We start from the raw sequence: 21,567 nt of genomic DNA on the forward strand, positions 1-21,567 counted from the left end.
GGGAAGCGGGCGGGCACCGGCGGCGCACGACGCGTGCGCCGCCTGAACGAGATTTCGCCGCGGGCGGTTCGCCTGCGGCGAAATCGTTTGTGGAAGCGATTCGGAAAACGAACGAACCGGGCGCTTTCAAGCGATCAGCGCTTCGTCTGCCGGCGGCTCGGCGGCGACGGCAGCAGTTCGGCCACTTTGCCGCGCAGCGCAGGCAGCACCTCGGCTTCGAACCATGGATGCTGCTTGAGCCACCCCTGATTGCGCGGTGACGGATGCGCCAGCGGAATGAATTCCGGCCCGTACTCGGGCCATGCGCGCACCGTTTCGGTCAACGAAGATTTGCGGCGCGCGCCGAGGAAGCGGCGTTGCGCATACTGGCCGATCAGCAGCGTGAGCCGAATGTCGGGCAACTCGCCCAGCAGTTTGTCGAGCCAAAGCGGCGCGCATTCCGGGCGCGGCGGATTGTCGCCGCTCGCGCCGCGCCCCGGATAGCAGAAACCCATCGGGACGATCGCGAACAGCGATTCGTCGTAGAACGTCGCATCGTCTACGTTCAGCCACTCCCTGAGCCGTTTTCCGCTCGCGTCGTCCCACGGGATGCCGGATGCATGGACGCGCGCGCCGGGCGCCTGGCCGACGATCAGGATGCGCGCACGCGGATCGGCGCGCACGACCGGCCGCGGTCCGCACGGAAGGTGCGGCGCGCAGACGGTGCACGCGCGGATCTCGCGAAGGAGGGGGCCGAGACGGGAGGGGCGCGTCGGCTTCGGGCGTTCGCCGTTGCGGATCGGCGACGGGGCGTTTCGTTTCGGTGGCATCGCCCGTCATTATGCCGCCGTTTCGTGGCGTGCGTTCCGTCCCGTTTCAAACGTTTGGAACGGCTATCGATGGGCAGGCGCGCTCGCAATCCCGATGCACGTCGGCGCGTGAAACTGGTAGGGTGGCGAGCTGATTCTCCGCGGCGGCGCGTCGCGAGCGCGTGATGCACGCGCGTCCCCCTTGCATCGATAGCGGCTGCCGCGCGGTCGGCAGCAACGAAAGGAAGCCTTCATGAGCACAGCATCTGCCGCCGGCATCGACCCGGACGAATGGAAACTCCGCTGCGACCTGGCGGCATGTTATCGCCTCGTCGCGATGCACGGCTGGGACGATATGATCTTCACGCACATTTCGGCGCGCGTGCCCGGCCCCGATCATCATTTTCTGATCAATCCGTACGGGATGATGTTCGAGGAGATCACCGCATCGTCGCTCGTGAAGGTCGATCCGGCCGGCAACAAGATCGACGATTCGCCTTATCCGGTGAATCGCGCGGGCTTCGTGATTCACAGCGCAGTGCACGCCGTGCGCGAAGACGTGCAATGCGTGTTGCACACGCATACGCGCGCGGGCGTGGCGGTCAGCGCGCAGCGCGGCGGCATGCGGGCGATTTCACAGCAATCGACATTCGTGTTGCCTTCGCTCGCGTATCACGATTACGAGGGCGTCGCGCTCAGAGACGACGAAAAGCCGCGCTTGCAGGCCGATCTCGGGCGCGCGACGTTCCTGATGCTGCGCAATCACGGCTTGCTGACGGTCGGCCCGACGATCGCGGACGCGTTTCTCGCGATGTATCTGTTCGAGACCGCGTGCCAGATTCAGCTTGCCGCGCAGAATGGCGGCGAGCTGATCGAGATACCGCCCGAGATCGTCGCGACGAGTACGGCAGCGGCGTCCGTGCAGACGGGCGGACTCGGCGGCGCGTTCGTGTGGCCTGCCTTGCTTCGCAAGCTCGAGCGCCGCGACGGCAGCTACAGGACCTGAGCGCTCGCGCGGCGGCCCGCGTCGCGAGCCTGCGAGCTCGAACACAAAGGAGCGGCGCGCCTTGCGCGCGCCGCCCAACGCCGGTCGTCGTGCGGACTGCTCACGACGCCTGCTTGCCATTCACGTTGACGAATCGCGGGCCGTAGAACACCGGCTTCGACAGATCGGTATAAGTGCGCAGGTAGCCGATTTCGTCCGGATACAGCTCGGCGAGTTGCGCGACGGCGGCGGCCGGCACCGGGTGGCGCATGATGTTGAAGCACGACAGCACGCGCAGGTCGACCATCCCGTGCACGGCCGCGCCGAGCGTCTTCCACGAAGCGGACGACGGGCCGTTCCATACCGCATCGAGCGTCGAGAGGATCGTCGAGAAGCCGTTGTCGAACGCGTCCAGATCGCTTTCCACGGCGCCGCGGTCGGGATCGAGGGCGAGAATCCTTGCGTAGCCGTCGCGCGGCACGGCGAGCGTGTTGATCACGACGGGCGCGGCGATCGCCGGCCCGCCGAAGAAAAGCGGCTCGTTCTTCGGATTGAAATCGACGGGCGGCGACGGCGCATGGTAGCGCGCGCCATAGTAGAGCTCGGCGAAGCGCGCATAGTGCGATTCTTCGCTTTCGAACGGATTGCCGGCGAACACGTCGCCGCGCCCGGAGCCTTCGCCTTGCTGAAGAATTTCGTCGATGCCCGCGTAGAACGATTCGACAGGATCGACGCCCGGCGTGTACCTGACGGTCGCGATGCCGATGTCGTCGCCCACCTGGTTCGCCGGGCCGCCCGCCTGTACCGCCGCGCGCACGGCGTCGGCGTTGCGCCCGATCGCATCGCGGATGCTCTCGTAAAACGCGGCGATCGTCGGGTAGCCTTCGTCGCGGACCAGTTGGCGCAGCAGGAACGCGGGCGTCTCGATGCGCAGGAAATTCTTCAGTTGCGGCTTCGAATAGCGCGCGAGGCCGACGTGCAGGTCCGGCTCCGCGCCGCCCGGCAGCCCTGTCGTCGGGTACGTGATCCGGATCGACTTGAACTGCGGCGAGCCGCCGAGCGCCGCGAGCAGATTCGACGCAATCGCCATGTGCACCATTTCTTCCATCGCGACGCTGCGGATCGCGTTGTAAGCAGTGTAGTTCTGGACTTCGAGCGAAAACATCGCGGACAGATACAGCGGCAGCGTCGAGTATTCGAGCTCGATAGCGGCTTGCAGCGCGCGCTTGATCCACGCGATGTCGCGCGCGGCCGCAGGGACGGTGTTCGGGTTCATCGCATGCTCCTCGATCGTTCGTTCAGCCTTGATAGAACAGTGCATATGACGTGTCGCCGATGCGATACGGCACGACGTGCGATGCGCCCGCGTTCGCCGTCGCGGCGCCGATGCGTGTCCAGCCGAGGCAGTCCGCGTGAATCCGGTAGATGGCCGTCGCGCCGTCTCCCGCGACGTACGTGACGAGTGTCGGCTCGCCGTGCGCCCACGGCACGCATGCCGCATTCGTGATCTTCAGCGCATCGGGCAACTGGCCTTGCAGGTAGCTGCCGACCTCGATCGTGCCGAGCGCCGGATTGTCCTGGATGTGGTCGATGTTGACGTTGAGCTTCGCCGTGTTGATCTTGAAGAAGAAGTTCGCGCCGCCGAGCTGGAAGAACGAGAACTGCGTCCAGCCTTTCGCCCATTCGTGATACCAGATGTTCAACGCGAGCAGCGGCGGCGCGCCGCCCGCCGACGAAGGCGTGACGGCGACGCTGAAGTTCGCGACGCGCCCCGTGTTGAAGTCGTAGCCGAGAATGTACTGCTGGCCGAGCGACGTGAACGGCGCGATGTTCGTGAAGCCGCGCGTCGGCGTATTGCGCGGCAGCGCGAACGTATACGGCGGCGACGCGCGTCGGTCGGTGTCGAGCGCGAAGAAGCCGAACGTGCCGTCGTCGGCGCGATACGTGAGCAGATACGGCACGTTGCCGAGCACGAACGACGCGACGCTATCCCACGGCCCGCCGGCGAGTTCGATCTTCGAATCGACGGGATTGATCCACGGCGCGGCATTGCCGAGCGCATAGACGTCGGTCTTCTGCGTCGCCTTGTTGTAGGCGATCAGATCGATCTCGCCGGCGCGCGGCAGCGCGACGAAGCTCGTGTAACCGCTTGCGAGCGGGCCGTCGCCGTCCCACACGCGTTCCAGCGCGACTTTCTCGGAACCCGAATCGGGGCGAATCGAATAGAGGCTGCTCATGTGCGCTCCTTTGCGATCGAACGGTCGGGGGATCGGCGAGCCGGGCGCGATTGGCGCTCCGGCGTCGCCGATCGCTCATGAAATCGATTCGACGAACAGCGGCAGCGGCGTCGGGTCCGCTTCCGCAACCTGGTAGTAGCTCAGCCGGGCCGGCTGCCCTGCGCCCGCGAGCTCGAGAATCTGGAAGCCGCGGTTGTACCAGCCGTCGCTCAGATCGAGCCGCAGTTCCGCCTGCTTCAGCGGCACCGGGTACTTTTGCGCGTAGGGCGCTTCGCTCGCCTGAACGGGAATCGCGCTGTGGCCCGCGCAGCGCCCTTTCGGCAGCGTCTTGAAGATGCGCGTCGCCTCGTCGCCGTCGGCCGGCCAATCGGCGGGGCGATATGCGTCCGCGAAGATGCCGAGGTTGTGCTCGTGACCCCAGAGCCACGCGGCCACGCGATCGCCGAACGTCGGGCCGAATTGTCGCCATAGCGCCGTATTCACCCATTCGCGATTGAAATCGGCCGGATCGGGCGCGCCGGATGCGATGCGGCGCTGCGCGATGCCGCATACGTCGAGTGCCGAGTAGAGCTGATGATGCGAAAGCAGGATCGAGCGGCCGGGGAAGTTCGTCAGCTTGTCGAGATGCCATGCCGCTTCGTCGGTGCGCACGCTCACCTGGTCGACGGGCGACGCCGTGTCGCGCGGCGGAAGGCCGGCGAGCGATGCGTGCCGAAAGTACGGATTCCTGTCGGTCGGCCAATGCGGGCTCGCGCCTTCGCCGGCCGTCTCGACCTTGCCGATGTGCAGCCGCTCGAGCGTCGCCTGCTGCGCCGACGCAGCGACGTTCATGTAGTGTCCGTGATAGCCGGTGTCGAGGCCGAGGAACTGCCAGCCGTCGTCCGCGGTGCGCAGGCAGAAATAACTGGCCTGCTGCCGCTGCGCGGGGCCGTCGACGAGCTCGCCCGAATCAAGCGCATGCAGGAACGACACGGCGCCCGTGAAATACTCGTGGTTGCCGGGTACGGTGAAGAACGGCACGCGGCGTTTGTCGCTGCGCAGCACGTCGCGCACGAGGCCGACGAGCCGATGCTCGGTTTCGAAGCGCGTGCCGGAGAAGTAGACGTCGCCGAGATGCAGAATCGCGTCGGGAGCGAACCTCGACGCGGCGATGAGCACGGCTGCCGCGACGTCGGTTCCGGTGCCGATGTCGCCGACGATCGCGACGCGCGCCCGTGCCGGCAGCTTCCATTCGATCACGCCGTAGCGCGGGTCGCCCTTGCCGGCGTCGGCGGCCTGCCATGAGCGGTACTGCGGCTCGCCGCCCTTGTGATACGGGTATTGCCAGTAGTACTTGAAATACTGAACGTACATCTGCTGCCACAGCGGATTGCCGAATTTGTACTGCTGCGTCTGACGTTCGATGTCGCGCTCGATCTGCGCATCGTCGGCGATGGCCGCGTGCGCGCGGCGGTGATGCAGATACGACAGGTAGGTTTGCACCGCTTCTTCGTCGTCGCTGTCGGCGGCGGGCGCATCGAGCGGCCGGTTGTCGAGCATCGCGCGGCAATAGCGGTCGGTCGCGCGCATCAGCGGATGGTCTGCGTCGATGCCGGCGGACGGGCGATGCTCGACGCCGAGCGCCTGTGCAAGCACTTGTGCGACGCAAGACTTCCACAGCGCCAGGTGCGGAACCTCGAAGTGTTCGATCGGAATCATTCACGCCTCCGGTTCGCGCGGCGCCGTGCGGGACGTGCGCGGCCGGGAGAACTGCAGGTTGATGCATGCGTCGCGCGCGAGGTCGAGGCCCGGCCAGTCGTCCCATAGCCCGGCCGGCAGCGCGAGCGGGCGCGGTGCCATGCGCAGCACGGGCGTCGTCAGCGCCGCGAGCTGATCGAGCGCGGGGCAGGGGCGCGGCTGCGGATACGTGCTGTGTATCCACGCAGCGACGTAATCGTCCCCGCAGCACACGAGCGCGCCGTCGACGCCGTCGGGCGGTTCGGCCTGAAAAGAGGTCGCCCACACGTGCGCGGCCGCGAGAAAATCCGCTGCTCGCAGATTCGCGCGCCTTGCGCCGACGAAGTGCTTCGCGCTGCCGAGCATCCAGTCCGCGGCGCGATCGATGAGGAAGTACGGCTGCTCGGCGACGAGCGCGTCGGCGTGCGGGTCGAGCGCAACGGGCACTTCGGGCAGCTTGCTGCGCGCCATGTCGTAGACGTCGCCGTGCAGGTTCTGATAGATCCGCGCCGCGATCGCCTTCGTCGCGCGGTCGTGCGATGCGGGCGTCGCCCAGAACATCAGCGCGGTCTGATCGGGGACGGCCGGCGGCTTGCCGGCTTGCGGCATCATTGTCGGCAGATAGGCGCGCAATCCCACGGGCGGTTGAAGCAGCACGCAAGCGGGCACGAAAACGCTGCCGAGAAACTGCACGAAATGCTCGTAATCGAGCGCGGGCGACCGGAAGCCGCGCCAAACATAGACGGCGTTCGGCGCGACCGGGAAGGACTCTTGCGGCGTGTTCATCGGCTGACCTCGCGTTCGAACTGCATGTTGAAGCTGCTTCCCGAGCGCACGTCCATGCCGGCCCATTCGTCCCAGAGCCCGATTGGCAGGAACGTCGGCGCAGGCGCGAAGGTTTCGTGCCAGTCGGTCAGCACGGCCTGCAGGCGCGGCACGCCGGTTGGCGCCTGCGCGGCGCCCGCCGCGACAGGGCCGAGTTCCCAGTAGACGACATAGTCGTTGCCCGCGCATGCGAGCGCGCCGGAAAGCGGTACGTTCTTCTGAATATCGGCGAGTGCTTTGGCGATGGCCGAGCGAAACGACGCGGGATCTGCGGCGGCCGGCCGCGCGGCGACGAGATGACGGATCGCGCCGCGCATCCAGTCGGCGGGCGCGTCATACAGATAGACGGGCTGGTCGACTGCGAGCGTGCCGTCGAAGCGGACCGGAAAATCGGCGCGGCTCTGATTGTCCTGCGTCAGGTAGACGCCGTTGTGCGTCAGCGTGTACGTGCGCACCGCGAGCCGTGCGAAGCCGTTCCAGTATGTCGCGGGCGATGCCCAGAACAGGATGGCGGTCTCGTCCGGCACCGACGTGGGCTTGCCGGGCAGGCCCGCCGGCACCGTCGGCGCATACGCGCGCAAGCCCGCATCGATCTGCATCTTCACGGTGGCCGGCACGAACACCGTGCCGAGCTTGCTCATGAATTGATCGAGGCCGAGCGAAGGCAGCCGGAAGCCTCGCCATACACGCACCGAATCCGGTGCGACGCGCATGTCCTGCGGCAGATCGGTCGTGCTCATCGTGGTGCTCCTGTCGTGGCGCCCGGCGCGGTGGGCTTGCCGGTCGCGACGAGATGCTGCGCGACCTTGGCGAGAAAGCCGGCGGGCGGTTGTGGCTCGTGCGTCTTGTCGTAGCGGCATTCGTTCGGGAATTGCCAGTGGCGATTCACGCAGAACCGGCACGAGCCTTCGGTGCGCGACAGATAGCCGCCGCCGTCTGCGTCGTGCCACGTGAGCGCGCGTTTTTCGTAGAGCTCGTCGAGCACCGACGCCATCGACGCATGCGCGTCGACGAAGTACGCATCGAGCGTGCGGGACGCCTCGGGAAACTGGCTCGCGAGCCATGCGCGCGCCGCGTTCGCCGCATCCGCGTCGGCGGGCAACTGGATCGCGACATAATCGTCCGGGTACTCCGGCGTCGGCAGCGCGAGCGTGAAGCCGTTCTGCGGCGTGAGCGCCGCGACGCATTGCGGCTGAGCCGTGCCGAACGCCTGCCATTCGTGCGCGCTCATCCGGTATTGCTGCAGGAAGAAGCTGTTGTACGAGAAGTGCGGGGTGATGACGAGGCGCGTGCGATTGAAGTAGCGCACGCCGTCGATCGTCACGTCGAACTCGACATAGGCCGGGTGCGCAGGGTCGGTCGTTTCCTTCAGCAGCGTGTAGTCCTTGTCGGCTGGATGCGAGGAGAGCGGCGGATCGCGCCGCACATGCGCGCCGAACGCCGAATGGAACATGTTCCAGCTCGCTTCGCTGACGATGTAGAGCACGGCGGGCCGTGTCTGCACCATCTGCTTGATCGCCCATGCATTGCGGCTCACGCAGTTGTCGACGATCGCCGTGACGCTTGCGTCGCTGCCGCCGAGGAAGCCCGGTTTCCAGTGCGGCGACGCGCACGCGACCATGTCGAGCTGGCAGACGTCCTCGCCGACGTGCAGCGACGCGGCCGGATGGCCGCCGCTGCGCAGCGTGCGCTCGAAGCGCTCCAGCACGGGCACGAACTGCAGGTAATAGCTCTGCGGCTGCTGCAGCACGTCGACCTGGATGCCTTCCGGCACCGACACGCGCGCGGCGAGCACGTCCCCCGCGGCGAAGCGGTTGTGCGGCCGGTACGTGTCGAAGAGCAGCACGTACGGGAAATCGCCGGTCTTGCCGGGAATCGCGACCGTGGTATCGGTTGCGTCACCGTCGTAGCGCACCGTGATCGACCACGCGGGGCTGTCGCTGACGCGTGCCGCGCCTGTCACCTCGCCGCCGCGCGCCGCGATCACGCGTTCTTCCGGCAACATGAAGCGCCGCACGAAATCGAGGTCGAGCTTCTCCTGATACACGGTCCGATAGCGGTAGTACCACGCGTATTTCGCCCATGCGTCGGTGTCGCCGTCGGACGAGAAATCCGGATAGCACCACGCGGCGCCTGTCTGGCCCGGCAGGAACGCAGTCAGATTCGGATTGATGCCGATCGTCATGATGGGCGCCTTGCGGCAGCCGTCGATCACTTCGCCGTTCGGGAACGCCGGTGGCCGCGTGCGGCCGTTGATCCAGCGCACCGCGCCGCTCTTGCCGTTCGCGCTTGCCGGGTAGGGCACGGTGACGTCGAAGTCGAATGCCGTATACGGACCGTATGTGCGCTGCTTCGGATCGGCAGGCCAGAAGAACGAGCACGTGCCGCACGAGCGAACCTGGAATGCGAGCTGCACCTCGAGCGGATCGTCTGCGTCGATGGGCCGGTGTTCGCGGCTCGGGTTGTAGGTTGCCGAACCTTCGCCCGCTATCGTCGCCCACGTCGCGAGCGCGCCGTTGTAGCTCGTCTGCAGTCCGAACGTCGAGTAGATGAGGCCGGACCAGTCTGCGCGTACGGCGTCCGAGATCGGCGTGCCTCGGTCGGTGCGGCGCCGCACGATCGGATCGGAAATGTTGCGCACGCAGGCGAAACGCACGCCGAGCCGGTTCGCCTGCTGGGCGATGACCGCATCGTCCATCTCGAGGCACGAGTACGCATGCGCATCGTCGCCCTCTGCGATGTAATAGAAATCCGTCGTCAGAAGCGGCGCATCTTTCAGCGGGCGGATCGCCGGCGTGTGCAGGCATTCGGGCCGAATCGCATCGTTGAGCAGGTCCGACAGCGTCAGCTCGCCGAGGCCCGGATCGTCGGGGTGGCGCGCCTTCAGTTCGTCGAAGAGCGCGGCGAGCGATTGCTGCGTGACGATTTCGCTCATCCTGAACAGCAGCCTGCTTTCGACTTCGCCGACGAGCGCGGTCGACGGATACCACGTCGGACAGCGATACACGTTGCCGCCGTCGTGGCTCGTCGCGTTCTGCGGGCGCTGCACCTCGAGCAGCGCGGCGTTCGCGAGCACCGTGTCGCCGAGGCGCTGATCGCGGCGCGCGCCGCCCGCGGTCCCGATCGTGTAGATGCGATCGGGGCGGGCATCCTCGGCGATGCAGCGAAGCATTGCGGACAAGCCGTCCAGCCAAGGCGAATGCGCGAGATGCGCGTTCGACTTGAACAGCAGCACATTCCACGGGCGTCCCGAGCGATCGATGATCCGCACCATCTGAAAGAGCCCCCAGAGCAGGCCCGATTTCGTGTCCGCCGCGTACGACGACGCGCCGCGCGTGTACGGCAGCCACGCCTGCTTCCATGCGTAATCGTTGTAGTCGCCGGTGTGGCCGCTGTTGACGAACACGTGGTCGAGCGCGAACCACTCGGCGCTCGTCCACGTGATCACGACGATGTCGGCGCGCGGCAGCGGATCATCGGGCGCGCGCGCGCCGGGCGCGATGCGCGAGGGCGCGCTCCGGCCGATGCGTTCCCATGCGACGGGCGGCAGCGTCGTCGTGCCGCGCAGCGGCGCGGCGGCTGCGATGTCGGTATGGCGCGTGACGAGCGGCACGAGCGCGCCGGCGGGTGGATGCGCATTCATGGCAAGGCTCCTGGGCGATGTGGGGAAGCGCGAGCGTCGACATTTTGTTGTGCGGGCGGACGCCGCGCTATTCGGCCGGTTCGTGCGTCTTGCGGATCATTGCCCGTGCCTGCGCGTCGGTCTTGCCGGGCGGCGGTATGATCAGATCGGTTTCGCAAAGCGCCTTCCACAGCTTCGGGTCCTGGAAGGCGATCGTGCCGCCGCCGCGTTTCTCTTGCGTCACCATCCGGTTGATGTCGCCGACGCATACCCAGTTGTCGGTCGTCGTGATGCCCCACTTCGCGTGGTCCTGCGTCTCGGGCCACGCCCACGGCGCGCCCAGCTTGCGCAGATCGATGAACTTGATGTCGTAGGTCTTGTGCACGCCGTCCGAATCGAGGACGGGCGGGATCTTGCCGCGTATCCAGGTCTCGACGTACATGTCGGCTTTCAGTGTCGGGCCGACGAGGTCGTTCCAGAAGTCCTTTCCCCATTTGCGATTCTTCGCGATCACCTTGAACGGCACGCCGCCGCGCGTCTTGAAATCGAGCGAGTCGGAATCTCCGGGCGCGGATGCGTTGAGCGGTTGAGTGAGCGCATACAGGGGGCTCGTGTGATCGAGCCCGCCGGTGCGCGGCAGATAGACCTGCGGCTGCTGATGCAGCGCCATCTGCGCGGCGAGCTTGCCGGCCGTCGCGAGATCGAGGCTCAGGCACAGGAATGTCTGGCCGTAAAGCGGCGTCGGCACGCCGGGCACCGACGGGCTCGCGTATTTCGGCCACGAGTGCAGCAGCCACAATGCGGAGCTCGACGCGATATCGAAGGCGATCACGCCTTTCGTATGGCCGAGCGTCGCATTGTTCGAGCGATTCGCATCGGCGGGCATTTCGTCGTTGTAGAGAATCCAGCCCGTCGTGTCGCCCGGATCGCCGAAGACCGAATCGAGCGTGTAGAACAGCGCCCCCTTCGGATCATTCATCAGGTTAGGCGATTTCTGCACTGCCCCGACTTGACGGTCGTAGTACACGTACTCGTAGCCGCTCGCGCTGTCGCTGTCGGCATCCTTCGTGAGCTTCGGTACTTTGTAGGCGAACCACAGATCGACGGATCGATTCTGTTCGTCGCGCGGCGAGATGGCCATTTGATGCCCCCGGTTGCTGAATGGCGCCGCGTGCGCGGCGAGCGACGCCTGCTGCCGCGAAGCGTCTTTTTCCGGTCGTCGACGGTGGTCAGCTGTTGCCGGCTGCGTGGCACTCGCAACGCGGCAGTGCTTCGTTTTGTCCGGACGCGCGAGGGTCTCTTCGCGGACGGCGGGCGAATGCGCGTTGCGCGTGCATGGGTTGCCGAATGCCGGCGCGCGCGCACGACGCCGCCCGTCGGCTCGCGTCGCGAACCATCGGTGTCGACGATCAGTGAGTAGGAATGCGAATGGTCTAGCGGATGGATCGACTGATGCGCATAGAGGTCCCCTCCTTTCTTACTGTCCGTTGTCTTTGCGCATGAACCCGTTCGTTGACGGCCGAAGCGGCACGACTCCGGACGCGGCGGGTTCTTGTGGTCTTAGCATAGGACACGCAAACGAAAACGGTAAGCACAATCCGGGCGCATTGCGATGCCGGATAGGCGTCGTTTTTGGGGGCCGCGACAACGCCCCGGAAGGCATCGGGTCCGTTCATCGCCGGACGGAGCGACGCGAGCCGCTCGGGTTTCGGCGCCGGCCGGCAGGGGCATGGGCGAGGCGCCGTCCGCGCAAGCGCCGCTCGATTCTGAGTGAAGCGCTTCACTCGCCGGCATGCGACGGCGCCGGTCCGAAGAGGAACCGGCGCGCAGGATGGCCGTCATGCGCGGGCCTGTTCATTGCCCGCCTGCGGCACGGTCGTCGACATCCCGCCGCGCGCGTTCGTCGAGCCGGACGCCGCTTTGGCTCGGTGTCGCGGCAGTGGACGACGATCGTCGTTTCGCCTTTGCGTCAGGCGCGGCAATGCACTTCGACGGTCACGTGCGACAAACTCTTGAAGCGCTTCAACAATTGGTGATAGAAGCGTGAGTCGCGTGCCGGATCGCCTGTCGCGACGGATACGACCGCGCTCATGTGGCCGGGGCCGAGACGCCAGACATGCAGATCGGTGACGCGATCGCCGCCGCTTTCGATCGAGCGGCGCACGTTGTCGGCAAGGCGAGTGTCCGGACTGACGTCGAGGAGAATGCGGCCCGTATCGCGCATCAGGCCGTACGACCAGTTCGCGATCACGAGTGCGCCGACGATGCCCGCGAGCGGGTCCATCCACATCCAGCCGAACGTGCGTGCGAGCACGAGCCCGGCGATCGCGAGCACCGAGACGGCCGCGTCCGCGATCACGTGTATGTAGGCGGACCGGATGTTGTGATCGCGCGCCGTGGCGTCGTTCGAGCCGCCATGGCCATGATCGTGTGCATGTTCGTGCTCGGTGAAGGCAAGCGCATGCTCGGAGTCGTGCAATTTCACGATCGCGGTGAACGCGTGCGGCTCGGGGATCGGGTCGATCGATTCCAGGCAGTCGCCGCGCTTGGCCATATCGAACGTCCGTCGCGATCCGTCGGCGCGGATCGTCGTGATCGTCGCCCGCGAGTCGCCTAAGGATGCCTGTTTAGCCGCGGGTGAGATCCGGAATACCGGCGGCACGCCATCTTCGAAGATCGATATCGCGAAGACGCCTGCGCGCGTCGAGATCGTCTGCGTATCGTCGTCGTCGTGATCGTGGTGCGCGTCATGTCCATGCCCATGTCCGTGATGGTGGTCATGGCCATGGTGATCGCCGCTCAGCAGCCACACGCTCGCGAGATTCACGAGCAGACCGAGCACGGCGATCGGAATCGCTTGGTCGAAGTGGATCTGGACGGGCGAGAGGAATCGCGAGATCGCCTCGTACGCGATGAACAGCGCGATCATCGCGAGCACGATCGCACTCGTGAAGCCGGCCAGGTCGCCGAGCTTGCCCGTGCCGAATACGAAACGCGCGTCGTTCGCGTGCCGGCGTGCGTACGTGTACGCGAACGCCGCGATCAGCATCGCACCCGCATGGGTCGACATGTGCAAACCGTCCGCGACGAGCGCGAGCGAGCCGAACAGCGTGCCGCCGACGATCTCCGCAACCATCATCGCCGCGCACAGCGCGATGACGGTCCAGGTCCTGCGTTCGTTCTGCTCGTGCGCCGCGCCGAGGAAAATATGGTCGTGCCCCGCGCCGAACGCGACGTTTTCGAATTCGCTCATCGTGAGCTCCGTTTACTTGAAATAACTGTGAACGACATCGATCAACTGCTCGGATGCGCTGCCTTCGTGATCGTCGTGCGCCTCCGCGTCGACGAGGTGCGTGCGGATGTGATCCTCGAGCACGACGGCCAGCAGGCCGTTCATCGCGCCGCGGCAACTCGTGATTCGCTGCAGCACGTCGCCGCAACCGCATTCCTCCTCGAGCGCGCGCTCGATCGCCTCGACCTGTCCCTTGATGCGTCGCACGCGGTTCAGCAGTTTCTGTTTTTCGCGGATAGTGTGGCTCATCGCTTTTCCTCAAAATACCGGGGGGGAGTATATGGCAATCAGCCCGTTTGTACAGCAGGGCGGGGTATCCGGGCGCTGTCGTTTCCGGGGGGAGGCGGGCTTTTCACGGACGGCCGAGCGATTCGGCATGGTGATGGCGGACGGCTGCGCCGGCTGACGATCGCGCGTTGCTCCTGCTTGCCAGCGAGCAGCGCGAGGGGAAGCGGAACCGTTCAGGGATCGGGCTGAGCCGGGGCGCGAGACCGGCTGGGCGATGAACGTCGGACGCCCGAAACGACAAGGGCGCCACTGGCGCCCTTGTCATCAATATCGCGTGCTGCGGCGAATCGATCAGCTCGTCTTGCCGACAGCCAGGTGCTTGCCGAGAGGGTGCTGGCGGGCCGTATGCGTCGTTGCATGCGAGCGCGTGCGGGCCGGTCGCGTATCCGCGAGGTTCGCATGCGCGGACGCGCGGTCAGACGCGCGCGAGAAACCCTTGTCGCGGTCGCCCGAATTGAAGCCGTTCGTGTTCGTCATACCCGAACTGCTCATATGACCCGCCGACATGCCGCCGGCACCGCCCACGCCACCCACGCCACCCACGCCACCCACGCCACCCATGCCACCCATGCCACCCATGCCACCCATGCCACCGCCGTGGCCGCCGCCCGCCGCGTGCGCGACCGACGAGAACAACACGAACAGACCCGTAGCAGTCAGTGCAACCAAACGAATGCCTTTCATTTTCGCCTCTTCCTAAACGTTGTTTGGGCCATTGCATTGTACGAACCGGCCATGGCGTGCAACGGCGGCGTTGTAATCAAAGGTAACTGCGGCGGCGGGCCGCGCTCGGCGAGGCGGCGCGCGCGGACGAGAGCCGTGCGCGCCGGATGCGCGCCGACCGCGGGCGCATGTACGGGCAGAATCTGCACCGTATCCCGGGAAGCGGAAGCATGCGTTACCGATCGGTTACAAGCATGCCGCGTTTTTCCGATGCGCACGGCGCCGCGGGCCAGCCGATCAGTTCTGCACGGCGCCGGCGATCGCCGCTCGCATGAGCCCGTAACGCGGCTTTTCCTGCGCGTTGTTCGTCATTAAGCCGTAAGGTCCGGTGCGATCGTCGTAAAGCTCATACCAGTTGAAGCCGATGACGTTGTAGGCCGCTTTCGCCGCAACCAGTTCGGGGATCGTCTTCGCGATGTACGCGGCGATCTGCGCGTCCGAGTTGTCCGTGTTCACGCCGATCTCGGTGATGACGATCGGCAGGTTGTAGCGGTCTTTCAGTCGCGCAAGCACGTTGTATCGGCCGGTCTTGCCGAGCGCGTTTTCGAAATCGCCGCCATTCGAATACCAGTGCCACTGAATCACGTCGGGCGTGATCTTCGGATGGCCGGTGGTGCCGTCGGGCTGCGTGCCGGTCATCAGGCCGTCGAGGAAACCGAAGTGCAGCGCGCCCGACGTCGCGTTCGCGATCAGCTTCGTCGTGTGGTTCGTGTCGACCGAGCGCCAGCCGTCGAGCGCGCCTCTGAGCGCGCCGCGCCAGACCGGAAAGGTCGAATTGTCGTAGTCCGAAATATTGATGCCGTCGCCCTGGATCGGCGCGTTGTGGCTGTCGATGTCGTACTCGTTGCCGAACTCCACCATCGGGATGCCTGCGAGTTTCTTCGCCGCGTAGACGGACAGCTTGTATGCGTACGCGTAGGCGCTCGCTTCGGTCGGCTGCTGCCCGTTCAGCGACGGATCGGCCCAAGGATGCGCCTCGATCATCGGCAGGACCGTGATGCCGGCACCGAGGCCGGGAATGGCTGCCGATGCGAGCGCATCGATGTGATCGGGAATGTACGCGTCCTGCCGATAGACGGTCATGCCGAGCCCGGCGAGATGGCTTGCCTGAGTGGCGAGCGGGACCGACGCGTAGACGCCGCCGCCGACGTAATGGCCGTTCGCGCCGAAAAACGGCAGTACCGAAGCCGTCTCCGACGGCGACGAAGCGCCGGGCGCGGCCGTGCCGGATGACGACGTACCGGCAGCCGGCGCGACGACGCTGTTGACGGGCGAGGCGGCGGCATTGACCTTGCTTTGGTCTCCGCCGCCGCCGCAGGCGCAGAGCAGCAGCGTGAACAATATGGCCGTTGCTTTCGTGTAATGGATAGGAATGCCAATCGATTGTGTCACGCTCGTGGCAACCGCGGCTAGGCGCTTCATGATGGGTTCTCCGATCAAGGAAAACTCTATTTTAGGTTAAATTGAGATAAACCTATCTCAAAATTCCGTATCGATCGCCGCGAATGTTCGCGCTCGAGAGATAAATAGTGGCTTCCGGATGGCTTTTGCCTACTCGGCGTGAGGTCTGGAGAACGTTCGCGACACGCTTCGAGAGGGCAAATGCCGCAGTGTCGAAAAGTGTAGAGCGCTTATGTGACGGGCCTTCGCGGCCTGCATGGATGAGGTCGGCTCGTGCGCGGCGCGCACGGGCGGCAGAAGACGATCGAGTGTTTTATCTAGTCGGGTTCTAGTTCGATTCGCGATCGATTCATGAAACGATCGTCGTCGTTGTGGCGGATGGATGAACGTTTGAGCCAATAAAAAACCGGAGGTTTTTAAATCTCCGGTTTTGCGTTGATTGCTTCTTTATATCGTATTGATTCGGAATCCGGCGAAACCGGAACGGCCACCTTCAGTTTCGGGAGGCCTTCGCGACCGCGCTCTTCGCGAGCTTGAACGTCTGCTTCGCTTGCGCGGGCCGTGCAGGGCGGTGAGGCTTCGTCCCACGCGCGACGATTTCGCGCCACTCGTCGCGCAGCGACGTCCGGGGCGGGCGCGGCGGCGCGACATATGCATTGAAGACGTGACCGGCGATTTTCGCGTCGACGCTGTCGAGGCGCTGCAGCGCCGTTTCGAGTTCCGACGCGCGCGTCGTTCTGCCGCGCGACACGAGCAGCACCGCGTCGCAGTCTTGCGCGGCGATCGACAGCGTGTCGCTGTACGGCAGCACGGGCGGCGCGTCGACGATCACGAAGTCGAAACGCGTGCGCAATGCCGCGAGCAACTGCGGGAATTCCGGGCGTTCGAGCAACTCGCCCGGATTCGATCCCGTGAGCGTGCCGGGCGTCATCACCGACAGCTTGCTCTTGCCGAGCTTGACGATCGCCTTTTCGAGCGGCTGCCCGCCTTCGAGCACGTTCGCAAGACCGATCGCGCCGCCGTTGCGGCCCACGCCGAGCGGGTTGTGCGAGCCGCCGCGCATGTCGGCGTCGACGAAGAGCACCGACGCGTTCGCGTCGGCGAACAGATAGGCGAGATTCGATGCGACGAAGCTGCTGCCGACGCCCGCCGTCGGGCCGGCGAACACGACCACCTTGCCGCCGCCGCGGCCGTCGTGCGCGAGCGCCGCGCGCAGGCTCGTGCGCAGCGCGCGCAGCGCCTCGACGCCCGGATCGTTCGGGCATTGCGCGGCGAGCGGCTTCACTGTCGCGCGCGCCTTGCCGGATCGATCGTCGTTGAGCGCGAGCGATTCCGCGGACGGCGCGACCACCGCGACGCAAGGAATGTCGGATACGTTCGCGATCGACGACGGCCCGCTCAGTTCGTCGCGATGGCGCGCGAGCAGATAGGCGGCGGCGAGGCCCGCGAACAGTCCGCCCAGCAGCGCGCCAAGCACGACGATGCCGCGTTGCGGCCAGGCCTTCTTGTACGGCTTGTTCGCCCAGTCGACGACGCTCACGCCGGGCGTCGTGCTGGCCACGGCGATCTCGAGTTGCTGCGCATTGGTCAGCACGCTCGTGTAGAGCTGCGTCGCGACCGACACCTGGCGCGACAGTCGAACGAATTCTCGCTGCGCGGTGGGCAGCTTGTTGGCTGCCGTCGTCGTCTGCTGGATCTCCTTCTTCACCTGATTGAGCTGCGTCTGCACGGTTTGATACGTGGTGCTGCCCGGCAGGAACCGCGCCTTCACGTTGTCGAGCGCGAGCTGCAGCACCGTCTGATGCTCGGACAGCGAGTTCAGCCGGTTGATGAGCGCGATGCCTTGCTGGTCGACGTCGATCGTGCCCGTCGTCGTGCGATACCGGTTCAGCGCGTCCTCCGCTTTCTCGAGGTCCTTCTTCAGGCCGGGCAGCCGTGCGTGCAGCGAGTCGAGATTGCGCTGCGCCTTTTCCGCGCGATACTTGATGTCCTGGTCCAGATAGACGCGCACGATCGCGTTGACCATCTCCTGCACGCGCTGCGGCGTGTCGGCCTGATAGACGAGCTTCATCATCGACGGCTCTTCGAGCGTCGAATCGCGATTCGACACGACCGTCTTCATCTTCTTCATCACATCGTCGTAGACGCGCTGCGTGGGTTCCTTGACGATCGAGAACGCGATGCCCGAGCGCGCGCGCAGCGTGTCGACGCGAATCCGGCCGGGTTGAGCGCGTTCGCCGTCGACGGCGACGGTGAACGGCACGCTGTCGCCGAGCGCGCCGCGCGCGAGCAGGCGGTCTTCCTTGTCGTAGAGCGTCCATTGTCCGGCGTCGCCCGCGACGAGCCGGAACTTGTCGCCGAGCGCGGCGTCCGGCAGCGAGAATTCGCCGAGCTTCAGTTTCTCGCCGCCCCATGCGAAGCCGGACAGACCGAGCAGCGGCGGCGCGAGCTTGTCGTCGTTCGCATGCCCGGACGCGAGCAGGCGGCCGATGAGCGGGAAATGGCCGAGCGTGCGGATCTCGAGGTTCGCGCCGATCTGCTCGATCGCCGCGCCGACGATCGCGCGCGAGGTCAGCACCTCGCTCTCGTCGTTCGCGGACGGGCCGTTCGAGATCGTGCCGGACACGTCGGACAGTGCGCTGATCGCCGATCCGGGCTTCGTCTGGATTCGCAGCAACGCTTCGGCGCGGTACTGCGGCGTGGCGACGAGCGCGTACAGGACGCCCAGCGCGAGGAACGCGGCGACGATCGCCGCGAAGAGCCGCCGGTGCCGAACGACGCTCCACCAGAGGCTCGCGAGCCCGTCGTTTCGCTTGGCGTGCGGTGTCGCCGAAATCGGTTGTGCTTTCAGATCCATCGTTATTTCCCGTGATATGCGACGGCGGCCGCGATGCGGGCCGCCGCAATCCTCTCAGTCAATCCTCTTCATCGAGCGTCGAGCGAATCCGGCCCGGTGCGGCCGTGGAGCCGGGCACGACGCTCATGCCCCGATCGTGATGAATACCGGCCCGCGTGCCTCGGGCACGTCGAGCCGCCTGCGATTGCCGGCGTCGAGTCCGGCGCCGTACATGTCGGTCACGGCCGCGCCGGCGGGCAACCGCGACAGATCGACGCCGATCGCGTTGCCGTTGCCGTAGCACCAGACCGCGTACTTCGTCGCGCGTGCGGCGGCGAGCTTCAGCACCACGTAGCGCGCGTCCGAATCCAGACAATACTGAGCGCGCGTGGCGTTGGCGGTGAACGAGAAAAGCCGGCGAACCGCGACGTACGCGGGCAGCGCCGCATCGTCCGCGTCGAGGAGTCCGAAGTTGTGCTCCATGTTCCTGCGATCGCGGCCGTCGTTGCGAATGTCGTAGTACGACGTGAGCCCGATCTGCGAAATCCAGTTCGCGAGCAGCAGTCGCACCGCGTAGTTCGCCTGGCGCGCGCGCGCGATGCTCGAATGGCCGTCGCCGATGTCGGCCACGTAGTTGTAGCCGTAGCTCGGATACGACCATTCGGTCGCCCAGATTTGCGGCCGCGTCCGGTACGACGACAGGTCGCGCCGCAGCGCCGCGTAGTCGGCGAACACCGTTTCCGGTTCGGTCTGCCGGTACGGATGCACGCTGATCGCGTCGGGCGCGGGCTGCGCCGGGCTGGCGATGTCGCCGACCGCGCGGATGAACGTGCGGTTGACTTGCTGCACGCCGCCCGTCGCGACGGCCGCCTCGGGATTCGCGGCCTTCACCGCCTGCACCGCCAGCTTCAGCACGTTCCGGTAAGCGGCGGGCGATGGCTCGCCGTGCCAGTAGGTCTTGTGATCCTGCTCGTTCCACACCTCGAAGCGCACCGGCTTGCCTTTGTAGCGCTGCGCGGCGTTGAACACGTACTGACGAAACGCGGCGAGCTGGGCGGGCGTCGTCGGCGGCTGGTTCGGGCTGTACCGGCGATGAATGCCGCCGAGAATGAACAGCGCGCCGAGCCCGCGCTCGGCCAGGTTGGCGACGAGCGCGTCGTATCTCGAGAAGTCCCAGCCGTGCGGCGTATCGACAGCCTCCCAGAACAGGTCCGCGCGGACGAACGAGAAGCCCGCGTCCTTCACCGCGTCGAGCAGCGTCATATCGTCGATTTCGTGCACGGCGATACCGGTGGTCCCGCGCGATGCGATGAAGCCGGGCAAGTCGATATAGCGGCGCCTCGCGTCGGCGCCCGCTTGGGCGGCGTCCAGCACGACGGTCGTCGCCGCGTGCGACAGGCCGGGCGCGGCGAGCATCGCGCCTGCGAGCGCGACGAGCTGCCGGCGGCGCGGGTTGGGCGTCGGGTTCTTCATATCGTCGTTTCCTTTGCGGTGCATCGCGGCGTCAGCGCGCGTTCGGCGCGGCCGCGCCCGTGTCGCATCGCAGCCGCTCGAACGCGATGCGCGCGCTCGCGATGCGTGCGCGCCGCGGCGCGTGCAGGTTGATCGAGCGCAGCGTCAGGCCGAGGAACAGCAGGCAACCGATCGTCTCGCAGATGTCCGTCGTCAGGCCGCTCACGAGCAGGAAGCACAGCATCAGCCAGACAGGCCGATCGTTCGCCGGCCGCGCGAGGATCAGGCGCACGAATGCGGCGAGGATCAGTGCGGCGCCGATCACGCCGAAGTTCGCGACCGTGTAGAGCGCCATGTTGTCCGCGTAGCCGACGTTGAAGCCGAAATCGGCTGTGTAGTAGCCGACCGCCGCGCCGAATCCGCCCGGCCCGATGCCGAACCAGATCATGTGCTCGCGCAGCAGCCCTTCGATCAGCAGCGGCCATGTGTTGATGAAGCGGTCCTGCATCGACGACAGCGAGCCCGAGCTGCCGACGTCCTGCGTGCTCGCGAGCGTCGCGATCCAGCCGGCGATCGGCAGCGCGATCGTGAGCGCGGTCGCCCAGAGGCACACGGTGCGAAGCGAATGCGCGCGCAGCATGCAATGCAGCGCGACGACGAGCGCGAGCGCGACGAGCGTCGTCTTGTTCGTCGTCGCCCAGATGCCGACCGCCGCGATCGAGAGCAGCGCGGCGAGCGCGAGCCGCGAGCGCAGGCGCGGGAAGATCCAGGTCGTCAGCAGTCCGATCATCAGGCCCGTCGTCGCGCTGCTGCGGCCGAAGCCGGGCAGCCGCGACGAGGTGCCGACATACGAGGATTTCGCGAGCTGCACGCTGACGCCGCCGATGTCGACGCTGCCGCCGACCCACGGCAGCTTCACGAAATAGTTGAGCAGCACGCCGCCGATGCACAGCAGCGCGAGCGCGACGAATGCGCCGAGCATTCGCGGCGACTCGAGCTTGTCGAGCGCTTGCGGCGGCATCACGATCGCGAACAGCATCGGCGCGATCGTCCAGATCCAGAAGCCGACCGCGCTCAGGCTCACGCCGTTCGCGAGCGACACGCACGTCTGCGCCGCGAGGTACGCGGCGACGAGCACGTGGCTCGCTTTCGGCTGCCGGACGATCGCGAGCCCGAGGCACGCAACCATCAGCGCCTTCGGCAGATAGCCGAGCGGCGCGACGCCGGCGAGCGACGTGTAGTAACGGATCGCGCCGGACAGCACGTCGCTCGCGACTGCGATGACGAACGTCGCCGCCCAGAGTCCGTGTATCTTCGAGATACGTGGCATCGGTGCGTAGTGGTCGGGTGGCGAGTCGAACTGCGGATCGAACCGCCGGGTCTTGCGGGCTGACATCGTCGG

The 21,567-nt window shown here is 66.3% G+C and carries 16 protein-coding genes; 1 reads left to right on the top strand and 15 read right to left on the bottom strand.

The window, feature by feature from the left end; genetic code table 11:
- Nucleotides 1-134 precede the first annotated feature (134 nt).
- A complete protein-coding gene (locus BTH_RS01970; protein WP_009895241.1) occupies nt 135-809 on the bottom strand; it encodes a uracil-DNA glycosylase family protein in 675 nt (224 codons plus the stop codon).
- Nucleotides 810-1,041: 232 nt separating this feature from the next.
- On the opposite strand from BTH_RS01970, the gene BTH_RS01975 reads away from it, so the two are divergent.
- Complete coding sequence (locus BTH_RS01975) at nt 1,042-1,794, top strand: class II aldolase/adducin family protein (RefSeq protein WP_009895243.1); 753 nt, start codon at nt 1,042-1,044, stop codon at nt 1,792-1,794.
- Nucleotides 1,795-1,894: 100 nt separating this feature from the next.
- Here the strand turns inward: BTH_RS01975 and BTH_RS01980 are convergent, their stop codons facing one another.
- The 14 genes from BTH_RS01980 to BTH_RS02045 form a co-directional block, all read right to left on the bottom strand.
- Nucleotides 1,895-3,049 carry a ferritin-like domain-containing protein gene (locus BTH_RS01980; RefSeq protein WP_009895245.1) on the bottom strand — a complete coding sequence of 385 codons (1,155 nt, stop codon included), beginning with the start codon at nt 3,047-3,049 and terminating at the stop codon, nt 1,895-1,897.
- Between the two features lie 22 nt (nt 3,050-3,071).
- Nucleotides 3,072-4,010, bottom strand: coding sequence for a hypothetical protein (locus BTH_RS01985; protein ID WP_009895247.1), 939 nt, complete (start codon nt 4,008-4,010; stop codon nt 3,072-3,074).
- A 75-nt stretch (nt 4,011-4,085) separates the two neighbouring features.
- Nucleotides 4,086-5,708 carry a metallophosphoesterase family protein gene (locus tag BTH_RS01990; RefSeq protein WP_009895248.1) on the bottom strand — a complete coding sequence of 541 codons (1,623 nt, stop codon included), beginning with the start codon at nt 5,706-5,708 and terminating at the stop codon, nt 4,086-4,088.
- A complete protein-coding gene (locus tag BTH_RS01995; RefSeq protein ID WP_009895249.1) occupies nt 5,709-6,512 on the bottom strand; it encodes a hypothetical protein in 804 nt (267 codons plus the stop codon).
- Nucleotides 6,509-7,291, bottom strand: a complete 783-nt coding sequence (locus BTH_RS02000) for a hypothetical protein (protein ID WP_009895250.1) — start codon at nt 7,289-7,291, stop codon at nt 6,509-6,511. Before BTH_RS02000 ends, BTH_RS01995 begins: the two co-directional genes overlap by 4 nt.
- Entirely contained in the window at nt 7,288-10,194 is a 2,907-nt protein-coding gene (locus BTH_RS02005) for a GTPase (protein WP_009895251.1), read from the bottom strand. Before BTH_RS02005 ends, BTH_RS02000 begins: the two co-directional genes overlap by 4 nt.
- 67 nt (nt 10,195-10,261) lie before the next feature.
- Nucleotides 10,262-11,314, bottom strand: coding sequence for a deoxyribonuclease II family protein (locus BTH_RS02010; protein WP_009895252.1), 1,053 nt, complete (start codon nt 11,312-11,314; stop codon nt 10,262-10,264).
- 828 nt (nt 11,315-12,142) lie between these two features.
- The gene (dmeF, locus tag BTH_RS02015; protein ID WP_009895254.1) at nt 12,143-13,426 is read right to left on the bottom strand and encodes a CDF family Co(II)/Ni(II) efflux transporter DmeF; all 1,284 of its coding nucleotides are present in this window, start codon (nt 13,424-13,426) and stop codon (nt 12,143-12,145) included.
- Nucleotides 13,427-13,438: 12 nt separating this feature from the next.
- Nucleotides 13,439-13,714, bottom strand: coding sequence for a metal/formaldehyde-sensitive transcriptional repressor (locus BTH_RS02020; RefSeq protein ID WP_009895255.1), 276 nt, complete (start codon nt 13,712-13,714; stop codon nt 13,439-13,441).
- Nucleotides 13,715-14,044: 330 nt separating this feature from the next.
- Entirely contained in the window at nt 14,045-14,437 is a 393-nt protein-coding gene (locus BTH_RS02025) for a hypothetical protein (RefSeq protein ID WP_011400892.1), read from the bottom strand.
- A 276-nt stretch (nt 14,438-14,713) separates the two neighbouring features.
- On the bottom strand, nt 14,714-15,898 hold the full coding sequence (locus tag BTH_RS02030; RefSeq protein ID WP_011400893.1) for a glycosyl hydrolase: 1,185 nt from the start codon (nt 15,896-15,898) through the stop codon (nt 14,714-14,716).
- Between the two features lie 472 nt (nt 15,899-16,370).
- Nucleotides 16,371-18,734: a GNVR domain-containing protein gene (locus BTH_RS02035; RefSeq protein ID WP_009895259.1), complete on the bottom strand. Its 2,364-nt coding sequence runs from the start codon at nt 18,732-18,734 to the stop codon at nt 16,371-16,373.
- 123 nt (nt 18,735-18,857) lie between these two features.
- The gene (locus BTH_RS02040) at nt 18,858-20,186 is read right to left on the bottom strand and encodes a cellulase family glycosylhydrolase (protein WP_009895260.1); all 1,329 of its coding nucleotides are present in this window, start codon (nt 20,184-20,186) and stop codon (nt 18,858-18,860) included.
- 31 nt (nt 20,187-20,217) lie between these two features.
- The gene (locus BTH_RS02045) at nt 20,218-21,561 is read right to left on the bottom strand and encodes a membrane protein (RefSeq protein WP_009895261.1); all 1,344 of its coding nucleotides are present in this window, start codon (nt 21,559-21,561) and stop codon (nt 20,218-20,220) included.
- Between the last annotated feature and the right edge of the window lie 6 nt (nt 21,562-21,567).

Source organism: Burkholderia thailandensis E264 (genome assembly GCF_000012365.1).
In the GTDB taxonomy this organism is placed as follows: domain Bacteria; phylum Pseudomonadota; class Gammaproteobacteria; order Burkholderiales; family Burkholderiaceae; genus Burkholderia; species Burkholderia thailandensis.